The sequence below is a fragment of the Clostridium sp. JNZ X4-2 genome, from assembly GCF_054889485.1.
Map to the genome: position 1 here is coordinate 1,889,943 of NZ_CM142685.1, position 14,272 is coordinate 1,904,214.

A 14,272-nucleotide genomic window follows, 5' to 3' on the forward strand; every position below is an offset into this window, starting at 1 on the left:
GTTAAGAAATGGGGAAAACTAAGCTTTGTATAATTGGTGGATTTTTAGGTGCCGGCAAAACAACACTTCTTTGGGAGTCAGCACGGAAACTGACGGATCAAGGGAAACGCGTGGGATTAATAACCAATGATCAGGCATCTGAATTGGTGGATACAGCATTTCTTGAACTGGCAGGCGGTACTGTATCAGAAGTCAGCGGCAGTTGTTTCTGTTGTAATTTTAATGGTTTTACTGATGCTATTTCAAATTTAGAAGCCCAAAAACAGGTTGATATAATTATTGCTGAGCCTGTAGGCAGCTGTACAGATCTCTCTGCAACAATAATGCAGCCATTAAAACAAAGGTTTGAAAAGGATTTAATTATTTTACCGCTTACAGTGCTGGTGGATCCAGAAAGATTGCATGATATACTTCATGGAGGGACATCAGGTCTACATACAAGTGCAGCTTACATTATTGAAAAACAGCTTGAGGAAGCAGATATCATTGCAATTAATAAAACAGATTTGTTATCACAGGATTGTCTTGATGAATTAAAGAAACTCACAGCTGCCAAATGGCCTTTAGCTACAATTCTTACATTGAGTGCAAAAAATGGGGAAGGCTTGGAAATGTGGTTAAATGAAATTATGAATAGTGTGGATGCAGGAAACCACCTGGCAGAAGTAGATTATGACGTTTACGCAGAGGGTGAGGCAGTTCTGGGTTGGCTTAACACCACATTAATGCTGCAGGGTAAATCTGCAAACTGGGACAATTTAGCGGAAAAGTTGTTGAAGGAATTAAGTCATCGATTTGATACTTTAAAATCAGCTGTTGGGCACGTAAAATTATTAATTGAAACAGGAGAACATTATGTTATTGGTAATTTGACAGGTAGGAAAGAATCACTGAATATTAGAGGCAGTGCAGGCATGGGAAATAAGGCTAAAATGATTCTTAACGCTCGCATTGAAATGGATCCAGCGGACTTAGAGCGTATAGTATCAGAAGCAGTTTCTGCAGTATGTGCAGAAGAAGGTATTACTCAAAAGGTTGAAGCATTAAAATGCTTAAGCCCAGGGCGGCCAAATCCAACTCATCGATATAATTATATAGTAAGGTAAATTTTTTTGATTGCAATTTTCTTCACTAAAAGAAGCTGAAAATTATATATTATGGAGTCACCAACTGATACTGACTATAGAATTATCACATTGGGCATGCTATAATTTATTAGTACAATTTAATAGGCTGTGTGTAGGCTGCTGGTATCACTTATCCCTCTTGAAGGGAGGTGATACAATGAGTAATGACATCTTAATGTTACTTTTTGAAGCAGGATTATTCCTCATTTCACTATTAACATTTATAGTATTACTTATTAAAACAATAAAAAATAGCAGCCCCGATTCGCAAGTGAATGACTACTACTTTATTTATTTAATAATTTAGTGATACCAGTTGCTTGAGCAGCTAGATTATATTCTACAGGATGTTACCATAATCCTGTTTTTATTTTCTCTCTTTGTATTTATATTATAACACATTTTACAATTTAAAAACATATTTTTGTGAAATCTTTTTATCCATATGAACTTTAAACTAATCCCTTAAACCAACTCACATCAGAACATATCACAAAAAAACTGCACTTCTTATGATATTTTCTACTCCATAACTGCTATAATGCAGATTTTATTTTAACAAATAAAAAATTACAAAATAGTTAAATGAGCAAAACATTTATCATAAACAACCTTCATATGAGCCTAAGAATCACTTGATTTACGTTTCATGCTTTTAATAATTAACTTTGTCCCATTATCAACTCTGTAAGATTCTGTTATTTTCTGAAGTGCTTTATTATATGTAAAATCATCTAAAGAATTATTCTTTAAGTATATCATCGTCTTTTCGGGAAACTTTATATAACAAATTGACACAGCCCAGGCAACTGCCATTTTTACATAATAGTCATCTTTCTTTATCCCATCCAAAACATCCAGCACAGTATTTATGTAAACTTCATCTATATAGAAATCCAGCAGAACCACTACACCAAAACGAATATAAAATTCTTTATTTGATTTCAAATAAGGCTGTATAAAATTCCAGACTCTTTCTTTATTTGACTTTATAAATTTAAGTCCATTGCAAAAGCTGTCACAAATACCCCAACCATCAATCTTGGGAATAAACTCGCCAATAAGCCGAAGCCTTTCCTCCACATCCACCCTTACACACCCTATCACTATCCCCTGAAGAATTATTTCCTAATAGTACTCACTTTCAGCTGTTTTGAGATATTATTTCCGGTCTCCTTTTGCTATTTTCTTTGCAAGTTTTCTCAAGAGAGGCATTCTGACTCCAATTATACTGGAATCAGTAGGAGATATTTTAGTATGGAATTCTTTATATTTTTCATCTGCCAGTTCAAAAATTTTTTCTCGTATTTTTTGATTCAATTTGATTCTCCTTATCTTAATGGGTGCATTTAATTAAATTGCTGGAATACCTTGTATTTTAAAATTATGTTTTATCATGATGTTTATCTCCCATAAATTATAAATAATTCATCTAATAAGATTATTGTTCATTATACAAATTGTTGTTTAGTTCATCATTTCTTTAACTACCTCAAAATTATTTTGCAAATATCTGCTGTCAATAAAATCATATGCCAGAATATTTGTATCAAGCCATAATTGCATTACTCTATACCGCTCCCAAACGTTAAGTAAACTATCAATCATATCGTTAAATCGTTGCGTAATTTCTTTCCAGAAGCAATACTTAATATTAATGCGGTATACACGGTGCACATCATTATTTATGGCATCTGTGCTGCATGAGCAGATTAAGTTTTTTATATGGAAAAGCATACCACATATTTCAGTGACTTTCCACTACATTTATGCAAGCATTGACTGGCAAATACTTGAAATGTAGATGGTGGAAACAATGAATATCTTACTTATAGAAAAGCTGTCGGAGTTTTCAGATGCGCATCCGGCAGTAAATTATTCGGATGCACATAACACAGGGATCATCCTTTATTTCAATGATTCTCAAACACTGCTGGAGCTTGGTTTATTACCAAATAATGGTATAGCAAATATTCAAACGTAGTTTATATCACATTAGGGCGCTTGAAACCATGTATATGCTCAAAAAGCAGGCCAGCTCCTACCTTATGTGCCGACCTGCTCGGTCAGTTTCTTATTATGCTTATACTATTGGCCTGTTCTTTTTGTGGTATAGCACAACGGTTACAATTGAAACAAGAACAATCACAGCATTTGCGGTAATGGTTCCCACCCAAGTCATAGTCATGGTGCCAAATATGGGGGATGCCGCATTAAACATAGTGTGGAATAATACGCACATAAACACACGGCCTTTTCCTGATATTTTGTAGATTGCCCCGTTAAAAAAACGAAACGCAATGAGCTGAACTGCAAACATCCAAAAGTTAATGAGTCCCTCGCCGTGATTCGTCCCCGGAATGAAGAAAAGAGGAATATGCCATGCCGTCCAAACGATTCCAGTAAAAATAGAAGATAAAATAAAGCCATATTTTTTGTTGAGCCCAGGCTGCAATATGTACATCCAACCAGCCTCCTCCAAGCCACCGATAATAAGATTGCCAGGCAGAGAAAGGAAGAACGTATAAAATGGAAGCACCATTTTTGTGCGGCCTGAAACTGCAATGTGTATCAAAAAATACAGTACAAGCCCTGCAACAACGAACAAATAGAGAGAGATGTTATTTTTGGCATAAAAAACAGTTTTCAACCATTCCTTAAAATTCGTTATTTTGTTATTTTTCTTCAGAACCATATAGGAAGCAATGGCAGGCGACAAAATATAGACTGCAAAAGGAATATTCATCCCAAATTCCTGTAACGAGTGAACCCAATTGTGAACCGAATATCCGAATTGCCCAAGAGCAATCAAAGCACCTGACACAAGATAAGCTATGCAAAATGTCAGGATTGTAAATTGTACTATGATTTTTTTGTCTGTCACGATTTCTTCACCTCGCATTTTGAAGTATACATTAAATTGTAACAGATGAACCCCTTGACTTTTATCATCTAATGTTTGCTTTCTGTCAATTAATTTAAAGCTGCGCTTCGCAAAAATATAAATACTGTTGGTCCGCCTCATCACTTTATTGCCAACATCCGATTATATAAATACTGAGTAATTCAAATTTTTCATTATTTATCGTACCATATGTTTCCACAAATTTCCACTATCTTTGTGCAATGATTGACTGAACTATACTTGGCATGTAGAAAAAAGAGCAGTCTAGATTTGTAAAAATAAATCCAAACTGCTCGATAAGTTGGAATTTGTTTATTTGATTATAATGCTTAAACTATAGACTAACAATAGACATTTTTATATATTATTCCAAAATAATTTGTTTTATTTGCTTAGTTAAACTTCTTAGAATTTCATAGAGTTCCACTTTTGTAGTTAGCTAGTCTTTTCCAAAGGCTTTATTTGTTAATCCTTTTAGTATATCATCTGAAATGATCTCAATCTCTCTTATATACTGACCTAAACCATAATGAGCGAGACAGTTACGAAATTTTCTATCAAATAAACAGTCATCTATATAAAAATCAGTATTCTTTTGAGTATTCACCTCTTTAATGAAATCACAAAGATAATACATTTCCGTACATCAGTTTTTTAAACAGTCCTAAGTACTCATCTGATTCTTGAATTATGCTACTACTAAAAAAAACAAAATCATTTAATTTATCTTTATACTTGTTTACAGCTCTATTTGTAGAAGCTCTACCAAAACCATATTTTGAAAATTCATCTATAGATACATTGATTATTCTATTCTTCTTCTCTTATAGTTGAACTTTTCCCGCTTTCCATCTTATGCAATATAAAACTACGCTACAAATTTTTTATTTATAATACTTTCTTCTGAAGTAACTCCTGTACTTTTATATCCCGATAGTTACAGGGTTCTTTATTTAAAGAATCATTTTTATATTCAATGGATTGCTTTGGGCACCAATGTATACAGGCTAAACGTTCTTCAACATTGATGCTGTCACACAGGCCTTTTATCAATTATTTTATTGGGGATAATTGTAACAGCAATCTCAATTGAGCCCATGGCTATTGCAAAAATACACAGCATCCTTACTTTAGATACAGAAGTATTGATGTTACCTACATTTCCATATGGGAAAATATTAAATATTAAAATATTTACCTGCAGGATTACCAGAATCCACGGTAGGCATACATTGGAATCAACGATTACTTGAAATATTATAATTATAAAAGGCCGCATCAAAGCCTTGGCTATAAGACTCATGCTGAAATATACAATAAATAATTTATTTTCCTTCCTGAAAAAATTATACCTGCAGATGGAAATTACGTCAAGAATGATGACGCACCATCTACGATGGCAGCTCTCTTACACAATTTTCATTCACAGATGAAGTGTATTTAAGTGAAATCATTAAGATACTATTTATTTACCTAACTATAAATTTGCTAAAAAATTGTCTTGACAAGGGGTGCACTTTACTATACAACGTATATATAAGGATGTATGCTAGAGATATAATTAAATTATTTCATCTAGTTCTCATAGATGCTGTAAAATATTCACTTGTATTATGCGTCAATTGATACAGACTAAAGCAAGAAAAGAGTTTGCAAATGAATAAAATATTAAAATTATGGAATTTGATAAAATCCAAGTTACTGTATTTACTGCTGATTTTATCTGTAATACCCAGGTTATCATACACAAATAAATTATATCCTGCTGATGTGATTTTTATAGGTTTAGTTATATTGCAGTTTATCCTTACATATATGCAATTTAACACCATGAAATACAGTGAAAAGAAAGCATTGATTTTCCTTGCATTCTGCATGGCATTGAGTGTAATACTCCTGCTTTTAAATTCAAACAACAATTTCATATTATTTTATTATTTTTTCATACTGGATAATGTATTTGAATTTGACAACCGGAAAACAAGAAGATCACTCATTTTCTGCCATATGTCAGGGTTTATCCTGTATTTGCTGGTGGATAATATTTTAATAAGCAAAATTCCCTTCTATAAAGATATACCTTCTTATATATCTGGCATTTTTGTATATATTATAGTTTTATTTGTATATATCTGCATTCATGAATACAGATATGAAATGAATAATCTCAAGATGCTGAATTGTTCTTTAATCGACTATTCATTTAAGGAAAGAGAACATCTTATTTTAAACGAGAGAAATAGAATATCCCAGGAGCTACATGATTCTCTGGGCCATTCACTTATGGCTCTCTCTATGAATATAAAATACATCAAAGCAATAAAAGACAGGGAAAAAATAAATCATGAAATAAACGAATTGGAATCTCTAATAAGCAAAAGCATTCAGAGTTTACGGGAGACTGTATACAATCTCAGAAAACTTGATGAAAATTTCAGCCTTCATAATGAAATAACATCAATAATCTCCAAATTCAACAAGTTGAATATTATAAAAATAACACTTGATTATGATAACAATATAGAAAAATCATCAATTGCAATAAAGAATATCTTGATTTCAACAATAAAAGAATCCATAACAAATAGTTTAAAACATGGAAATTCAACCAAAAAAAATTACATATCCAATATTCTAAGAAAATTGAACTTAAAGAGAAGAACTCAGCTGTCAGCTCTTTTTATAAAAAAATAATAGATTATATATATGACTTTAGTCATTGTATATTAGTCTATTTTTTTGCAAATTATTACCTAATTCACCTTCCAATTTCAAACACAGAAGTTATAATAATAATTGTTATTAGCAATATATCGGGGGAGGATTTTAATAGCATGAATTTATTTGGCTATAGATTTTTTTCAAACACATTTGAACACAATATCTTTCAGGACATTTTCTGCATATGGCTGATTTCCGAATGCATAATTTTTATATTCACTTTCCATAAATCATTTTTCAGAAAAAGCAGCAAAAAATTCAAAGATAAAGGTTCCTTTTTTTCAATTGTAATTGGCGTTTATGCCTGTATCTATTTTAGTTTTTTATTTAGGAACAAATTAAATTTAATTTTACCGCACCCTTTTTTCTTTATTGGAGTAATTTTCATGATGACTGGGATCATTATAAGATGCTGGGCGGTTTTTACACTGAGAAGATTCTTCTCACTTTCTGTCATAATAGAATCCAAACAGTCCATTGTAAAAAATGGTCCATATAAATTAATAAGACATCCAGCATATACAGGATCCATACTCACACTTGTTGGAATCTCAATTTCAATTAGATCCATAACATCTATATTAACTACCCTAATAATAATCTCAATTGTATATGGATATCGAATAAAAATTGAAGAGAAAACTCTTATAAATTCATTTGGCAATGAATATCTCGATTATATTAAAAGTACATGGAGAATAATACCATTCATATTTTAAAATAAAGAGGTTTATTCCCCATTTCGCCTTTGGCATTCATATTTTTTCCTATTAATACGGCAAATAAAAACACTTTATCTATTATCAATCTTTTCGGGATAAAGATCATGATAATAAAGTCTTTTGGCAGCAACACGTTCCCATGGCGTACCTTTTTTACCGTAGTTGGTATAAGGATCAATTGAAATTCCTCCCCTTGGAAGAAATTTTCCCTGTACTTCTATGTATTTTGGAGACATAAGTTTTATAAGATCCTTCATTATTTTGTTCATGCAGTCTTCATGAAAATCTCCATGATTTCTAAAACTAAAAAGATAAAGTTTAAGTGATTTGCTTTCTACCATCAGCTTGTCCGGTACATAAGAAATATAAACAGATGCAAAATCCGGCTGGCCGGTTATGGGGCAAAGGCTTGTAAACTCAGGACAGTTAAACTTAACAAAATAATCGTTATCCCTGTGTTTATTAACAAACGTTTTAAGGATCGATGGATCATAATCAAACTTATAGCTTACATTTTCTTTGCCCAGAACAGTGGAATCCTTCAATTCATTCTCCCTGTCATTCATATTATCAACTCCAATCAAAATTTTATTTTACTCTCTAGATGTTTAACAAGCAGTACTCCTGCAATAGAAGGTATAATCTGACCTATACACAAACTTACAGCAAGTATGGTATAGTTCACATTTAATATTTTTGACAGCCATATGGGCACAATAAGCCCAGGCCCGCAAACAAGCGGTATAATCATAAGCCATCGATTAAAGTGTGCACGCTCTATCAAATAGGTAAACGTACTTGTTATAACACCTACTAAAAATCCTCCCAATATATCATAAATTCCCATTCCACCCATAATCGTATTGCTGATCATATTTCCAATTCCAAGAGGAACTATCAAGTAGGGAGCAAGTGCACTTAATGAATATAGTGCTGTAGCTATCCTTATCTGATACTGACCAAATGCAAATCCCTGGGTAAGATACATTAATATAGCATATAATGCAATTACTATTCCCGATGTTGCAATCTTTCTTGTGCTAAAAACTTTTCTGTTTTCCATTTTTCCTCCAATCCAGAGGTAAATACAAAAATAAAAAGCACCTAGGTGCTTTTTTAAAAGGATTATTAAATAATCCATACCCCTAGTTTTGTTTAAAGACAGGATGGTTACGAACTGTCTTTTTCAATTTTACTTTCATCATTATATATCATAAAATATCTGAAATCAAGAACTTTATAAGTAGATTTTCTGCAGTTGTAATATAATAGAAATTTACGTATAATAATTATGTAATTACATTTTGGCTCTTTATTATTAATAAATACGTTTTGTGTATTTTTAAGGGATGGTGAAATTTGTAAATGTATGAAGATGACTATATAAAAAGGCTGATAAAATCAATCAGTGAAATGGCAGTTGCCATCGTTGCAGGACGAGATGCTGTACAAAGCAATATCAAACTGGATAAATTTAATATATCCATTTCTGAAGATGGATTACTGGAAATGATGGTTAGAAAATATGTAAGCGGCGGCAAAATTAATGAAGCTCAAGATATGATAATTGATGCCATAAAATCACATAGATCAAAGCAGAATTATAAGATAGCATTAGCATTTTATGAAGAAATCAATAAATGGGATGAAAATAAACTTAGTAAATGTAATTTTTCAAAGCAAAAAATAATAGAGGGATTAAAAAATATAAAAAAATTATATACTCAACCTTAATAACAAATTTCCCACCTTCTTTTCAAGGGAAAAGTTTCTTTCAAAATTATTGAGTCTGGAAACTCAAATTCTCATATAAGAAATTTATATATCAATAAACCAATTCCAATTATCTTGTCATTACTCCAAGTATATCTAACATTTTCTTAGGATTATTCACAAATGATTTCATTATCTGATAAGTTTCAGTATCTTCATAATCAACTTTTCTTAATCTGTCATCCAATTGATAAATTATAGAATCTGGATAAGCCAATACTATTGGTGAATGAGTAGAGATTATGAATTGAGAATTTTCCTCAATTAAATCATGTATTCTCGAAATTAGAACCATTTGTCTTGTTGGAGATAATGCAGCTTCCGGCTCGTCTAAAATATATAAACCATTTCCTCTAAATCTATTCATAATCAATGACATAAAAGACTCTCCATGAGATTGTGAATGTAATGAATTCCCGCCATATGAGTTAGCAGCCTCTATATCGTCAATATTCGAGGCTAAATTATAAAAACTTTCTGCTCTTAGAAAAAAACCATCTTTGGGCATTCTAGTTCCTTTAATCAATTTTAAAGTTTTCCATAAATCAGAGTGGGTGTTTCTTGTTGAAAAATTAAAGTTTTTGGATCCCCCTTCAGGATTGAAACCATATGCTACAGCAATTGCTTCAAGTATGGTAGATTTACCAGTTCCATTTTCACCTACTATATATGTTACTTTAGGATGAAGTTTTATAGTTGATAAATTTTTTATTACAGATAAACAATATGGATATTTAGAAAATGAATTTATTCTTTTTCTATTTAATTTAACTTCTCTTATAAAATAATTAAGTTCCATTTTATCCTCTCCGTATTATATAAATATTGTCCACTATAATTTACTACTGTAAATTACTATAGGTATTATATCATTTTGTTAAACTTTAGGAAATACAATGGATATTGAGAATTTGCCATTATTATAAAAAGCTTCTATTGTTCCATTCAACTGTCTGGTAATTTCCCTGGCTATTGTCAGTCCCAGTCCTGTAGTCTTTTTATTTCTAGATTTATCCTGCGTGTAGAAACGTTCAAAAATGCAATCTAAATCATCTCTGGTCATGGGCTCACTAAGATTGGAAAAAGTAAACATATAACTGGATGATTCCTTCGATTCCTGAATTTCGAAACAATATTCTCCCCTGCCATGTATAACTGCATTGAATAAAATATTTGAAAATATTCTTTTCACTCCCTGTTCATCTCCTCGTATCATACAGGACTTTTCCGGAAAGTGAACAGTTGGTTCCTCCCCTTTCTTGTAAAAATCATCATAATACATCACAAGTGTATCCATCAAAACTTTTTTTGCGTTCATAGGCACATGTTCATAAGTAATCTCCCCTGATTCAATACGTACATATTCAAATAACTGTTTCAGCAGTGTCTTGACCATATTCTGCCGTTCCAATACTATTGCCAGATACTCTTGCTGTTCTTCATCTGCAGCATCTGCCTGGAGCATTTGAACGTACCCGCTGGCAGTTGTAAGTGGTGTACGCAAGTCATGTGAAATATTAATTATACTTTGTCTGAAATTCCTGTTCAGCCTTTTAATTCCTATGCGGGACACTCTTACATCCCGAATTAAATTATTGAGCTGATTAACCATCTCTGTAATATCCCTTTGTTTTGCTGTTACTGTCAGCAGCTGATTGGTATCTGTATTCATAATTTCTTTTAATTGTCTCGTAATATGCTTGATATTCATATGATAATACAGATGATAAAAAACAAGTATGATAAACATAAATATCAATAAAAAAGTTGTGATTACCCAGATATATTCCATATTGACTCCTTTATGTGAATTACCCTGTATCTTTCATTATTTCTATAATACATTTATTTAATATATTTACAAGAATTAAACTGGTCTTTGAATATCTTCAAGCCTGTCAGTCAATCTACATCTCTCTTTGAGAACAACAAACTGGACCCCAGAATTGTAATTATTCCAATTAAGAAAAATACAATTGAACACTTCATAACCTCCTCTGGTTTTGAAGTAAAATCAATTATAGTCTTACGCATATTTGTAAGAGAATATCTTGTGAAAACATCATTCCTGGTTAATAAAGCAAGCAGATTTGCTATGAAATTGCTGCCTGTAACTAGTAAAATAGAAACTATAATTGTAATACCTTCGTTTTTTAATAGATAAGATAAAAAAGTGCCAATTCCTGCAGTACCCCAGAACATGCAAATCACCCCAATATTCATCCGAATAAATGCAGCTGTATCAATTTCTCCTAATTCAGATAATATTGTACATGATAATAAATTTAAAATTCCAAACCCCAATAGAATTATCGTAATAACAGAAGACATGGCTATATACTGTCCAAGAACCAATTTCCATCTGGCTATTCCATGACAGGCCATTTGCCGTATACTGCCATTTGAATATTCAGCAGTAATTAGGCAGGCTATAAAAATAGGGATGATATAGAAGATAAAATCTGCGCCATAAGAGCCTTGATAATTGGAAAATCCTGTTCCTGACATCTTTCCTTTTACCTTGAGAGAAACAGAGGCTGCAAAGGAAATACAATTCATTGCCAGCAATATAATTGATATAGCATAAAAAACCCTGCTTTTAAATATTTTATAGAATTCACTGGAAACAACATTCATCATTATTGATTGCCTCCCATCATCTTCAGGAAATATGCCTCTGTATCATTTCCTTCCAGGCAAATTTCTGATACTAAAACACCATTCTCAACCAATTCCTTATTGATCTGTTCAGGTATATCCAGGCAGTCATAAATGCAGATTTTTCCTTCATCAAATACTTTGAAATCTTCACTTTCCATGTTATTTTTTAAAATGTAGGTTGCTTTTTCAGAATCATTTACCGCAATGACAAGACATTTTTTGCAGCGCTCTTCCAATTCCACTGCCTGAAACTCATCCACAAGTACTCCTTTATCTATGATCCCATATTTTGTTGCGATTTTGGCAAGCTCTCCTAAAATGTGAGAGGAAATCAATATGGTAATTTCATTTTCACTATTTAGTTTTAACAGCAGTTCTCTAACTTCTTTGATACCAGAAGGATCCAATCCATTGATAGGTTCGTCCAGAATAAGAAAATCAGGATTACCCAACAGGGAGATTGCAATGGACAGACGCTGTTTCATGCCAAGGGAAAAAGCCTTGGTTTTCTTTTTACCTGTATTTTGTAAACCAACCAGGCCCAGAACCTCATCCACATTGCCATAGTCCGTAATACCAAGCAGCTTATCATAATAAATCAGGTTTTCTCCTGCTGTCATGTCAGGATAAAGTGCCGGCTGTTCAATAACACATCCCATTCTTTTTCTGTTTTTTTCTAAATTGCTGCTTTCAAACAGCTGGATATCACCCTCATCCTGGTAAATCAATCCACAGGCAATTTTCATAATTGTTGTCTTGCCTGCACCATTTTTTCCTATTAATCCGTAGATATCACCCTTCTCAATATTCAAATTAACCTTATTTACAGCTGTTTGTTTTCCATATTTTTTAGTTAATCCATCAGTCTGTAATACCAACTCCATATATTTTGCCTCCTATTTTTTATAATTAAAGTATTATTTAAACCTATATTTAAATAATAGATAAAAGGTATTAAAATAGAGTTTAGAATTTATCAAGAAAGTACAAAGTTTATACATTAATTGTCCTGCATTTTATACCCTATTCCCCAAACTGTTTTTATGTATGCTTCTCCATGTTTCAATTTATTGCGCAAATTACTGACATGTACCGTAACCACTCTTTCATCCACAATACATTCCTCAGACCAGATGCTTTCAAATATATTCTGTTTGGTAAATACTTTCCTTGGATTACTAATCAACAATTCCAATATACTATATTCTTTCATTGTAAGTTCAATAGGCTGGCCCTTGACAGTTACGATATGATTTTCACTGTCCAAAACCAGATCTTTGAATTGAAATATATTGGTTTTATATGTAGTTGTACCCTTGTTCACTCTTCTCAATACTGCACCTATTCTTACAATTAATTCCTCATTATTGAAGGGTTTTGTTATATAATCATCTGCCCCATCTCGAATGAGTCCAAGTTTAGTGTCCAAATCATCTTTTGCAGATACACATATAATAGGAATTTGGAATTGTTCGTTAATTTTCGTTAAAATCTCTTCCCCGCTCAATCCGGGCAGCATCAGATCCAATAAAATCAAATCAAAAGACTCTTTTTCCAATAACAAAAGAGCCTCTGTGCCGGAAAATGCAGCTGCCGCTGTGTATTTATTTTTTCTCAATAAAGTTTGCAGCATTTTGTTGATTTCAGGATCATCCTCTACAATTAATATCTTATTCATCCTTCTCTACCCTTCTATAAATAATCTATATATCATATATTTTTGCCTTCTGTTTGCTTTGCTATATTTTCTGGATATTTTAAAGCGTTTATTTTTAATATGGCTATTAACAGCTTTACCTGCTAAAAAGTCAAACGCATATCGTACCAAACTGCTCCGCCATGTGTTGATTCTGAAATTCCTCCATTTTTAAATCCGAATTTTGCATAGTAGTGCAGCAGTTTTTCTTTGCAGGTAAGCACTAATCCCTTACGTCCCTGTGTCCTGGCATCGTCAATAACCCTGCTGATTATTTTTTCTGCACAACCTTGCCTGCGATACTCAGGAATAGTGTTTACACCAAAAATCATCTGCCACTTACCATTTTCATCATGCAAACTGGCATCTTCAAACATATCATCAGATATTTTCGGTTCATTTGTCACCATTCCATTTACAAATCCAACCAGCTTTCTGTCATCTTCCAGAAGCCAAAAATGATTAGGATACACAATCAATCTCTTTTTAAAATTACTTTCTGAAGCAGCTTCCGCTGCGGGGAAACATATTAACTCAACAGCAGTAATGGCCTGTAAATCTTCAATGGTTGCAAGTCTTATATTCATATTTAAAATTTTCTCTACATTCATATATTTTCGCCTCCTGTTCTGGATTTGGTGATTTCAACCTGAATGGCTGGGTTTTC

At 32.4% G+C, this 14,272-nt stretch carries 14 protein-coding genes and 1 pseudogene; 5 read left to right on the forward strand and 10 right to left on the reverse strand.

Annotation, left to right across the window (positions count from 1 at the left end):
• The first annotated feature begins 8 nt into the window (after positions 1 to 8).
• Positions 9 to 1,106 carry a GTP-binding protein gene (locus ACYUJ6_RS09120; RefSeq protein WP_461842486.1) on the forward strand — a complete coding sequence of 366 codons (1,098 nt, stop codon included), beginning with the start codon at positions 9 to 11 and terminating at the stop codon, positions 1,104 to 1,106.
• Positions 1,107 to 1,751: 645 nt separating this feature from the next.
• Here ACYUJ6_RS09120 and ACYUJ6_RS09125 read toward each other — a convergent pair.
• Together ACYUJ6_RS09125 and ACYUJ6_RS09130 are read right to left on the reverse strand one after the other, a co-directional pair.
• Positions 1,752 to 2,447 (reverse strand): annotated as a pseudogene (locus tag ACYUJ6_RS09125) (DNA alkylation repair protein).
• A gap of 763 nt (positions 2,448 to 3,210) precedes the next feature.
• The gene (locus ACYUJ6_RS09130; RefSeq protein ID WP_461842487.1) at positions 3,211 to 4,011 is read right to left on the reverse strand and encodes a CPBP family intramembrane glutamic endopeptidase; all 801 of its coding nucleotides are present in this window, start codon (positions 4,009 to 4,011) and stop codon (positions 3,211 to 3,213) included.
• 1,258 nt (positions 4,012 to 5,269) lie between these two features.
• Here ACYUJ6_RS09130 and ACYUJ6_RS09135 point away from each other — a divergent pair.
• The 3 genes from ACYUJ6_RS09135 (at position 5,270) to ACYUJ6_RS09145 (ending at position 7,472) form a co-directional block, all read left to right on the forward strand.
• Positions 5,270 to 5,356, forward strand: a complete 87-nt coding sequence (locus ACYUJ6_RS09135; protein ID WP_461845476.1) for an integrase core domain-containing protein — start codon at positions 5,270 to 5,272, stop codon at positions 5,354 to 5,356.
• 332 nt (positions 5,357 to 5,688) lie between these two features.
• Positions 5,689 to 6,726, forward strand: a complete 1,038-nt coding sequence (locus ACYUJ6_RS09140) for a sensor histidine kinase (RefSeq protein ID WP_461842488.1) — start codon at positions 5,689 to 5,691, stop codon at positions 6,724 to 6,726.
• 140 nt (positions 6,727 to 6,866) lie between these two features.
• A complete protein-coding gene (locus tag ACYUJ6_RS09145) occupies positions 6,867 to 7,472 on the forward strand; it encodes a methyltransferase family protein (protein WP_461842489.1) in 606 nt (201 codons plus the stop codon).
• Positions 7,473 to 7,546: 74 nt separating this feature from the next.
• On the opposite strand, the gene queF is transcribed toward ACYUJ6_RS09145, so the two are convergent.
• Together queF and ACYUJ6_RS09155 are read right to left on the reverse strand one after the other, a co-directional pair.
• Positions 7,547 to 8,041: a preQ(1) synthase gene (gene queF, locus ACYUJ6_RS09150; protein WP_461842490.1), complete on the reverse strand. Its 495-nt coding sequence runs from the start codon at positions 8,039 to 8,041 to the stop codon at positions 7,547 to 7,549.
• A gap of 14 nt (positions 8,042 to 8,055) precedes the next feature.
• Complete coding sequence (locus tag ACYUJ6_RS09155; protein WP_461842491.1) at positions 8,056 to 8,538, reverse strand: QueT transporter family protein; 483 nt, start codon at positions 8,536 to 8,538, stop codon at positions 8,056 to 8,058.
• Positions 8,539 to 8,840: 302 nt separating this feature from the next.
• On the opposite strand from ACYUJ6_RS09155, the gene ACYUJ6_RS09160 reads away from it, so the two are divergent.
• Positions 8,841 to 9,209, forward strand: a complete 369-nt coding sequence (locus ACYUJ6_RS09160; protein WP_461842492.1) for a DUF6483 family protein — start codon at positions 8,841 to 8,843, stop codon at positions 9,207 to 9,209.
• Between the two features lie 109 nt (positions 9,210 to 9,318).
• Here ACYUJ6_RS09160 and ACYUJ6_RS09165 read toward each other — a convergent pair whose 3' ends face one another.
• The 6 genes from ACYUJ6_RS09165 to ACYUJ6_RS09190 form a co-directional block, all read right to left on the reverse strand.
• Positions 9,319 to 10,047 (reverse strand): AAA family ATPase, encoded by a 729-nt coding sequence (locus ACYUJ6_RS09165; RefSeq protein ID WP_461842493.1) that lies wholly within the window; start codon positions 10,045 to 10,047, stop codon positions 9,319 to 9,321.
• 78 nt (positions 10,048 to 10,125) lie between these two features.
• Entirely contained in the window at positions 10,126 to 11,040 is a 915-nt protein-coding gene (locus ACYUJ6_RS09170) for a sensor histidine kinase (protein WP_461842494.1), read from the reverse strand.
• Between the two features lie 110 nt (positions 11,041 to 11,150).
• A complete protein-coding gene (locus tag ACYUJ6_RS09175; RefSeq protein ID WP_461842495.1) occupies positions 11,151 to 11,888 on the reverse strand; it encodes an ABC transporter permease in 738 nt (245 codons plus the stop codon).
• On the reverse strand, positions 11,888 to 12,793 hold the full coding sequence (locus tag ACYUJ6_RS09180; protein ID WP_461842496.1) for an ABC transporter ATP-binding protein: 906 nt from the start codon (positions 12,791 to 12,793) through the stop codon (positions 11,888 to 11,890). Before ACYUJ6_RS09180 ends, ACYUJ6_RS09175 begins: the two co-directional genes overlap by 1 nt.
• A 116-nt stretch (positions 12,794 to 12,909) precedes the next feature.
• Entirely contained in the window at positions 12,910 to 13,587 is a 678-nt protein-coding gene (locus ACYUJ6_RS09185) for a response regulator transcription factor (protein ID WP_461842497.1), read from the reverse strand.
• A gap of 122 nt (positions 13,588 to 13,709) precedes the next feature.
• On the reverse strand, positions 13,710 to 14,192 hold the full coding sequence (locus ACYUJ6_RS09190) for a GNAT family N-acetyltransferase (protein ID WP_461845477.1): 483 nt from the start codon (positions 14,190 to 14,192) through the stop codon (positions 13,710 to 13,712).
• Between the last annotated feature and the right edge of the window lie 80 nt (positions 14,193 to 14,272).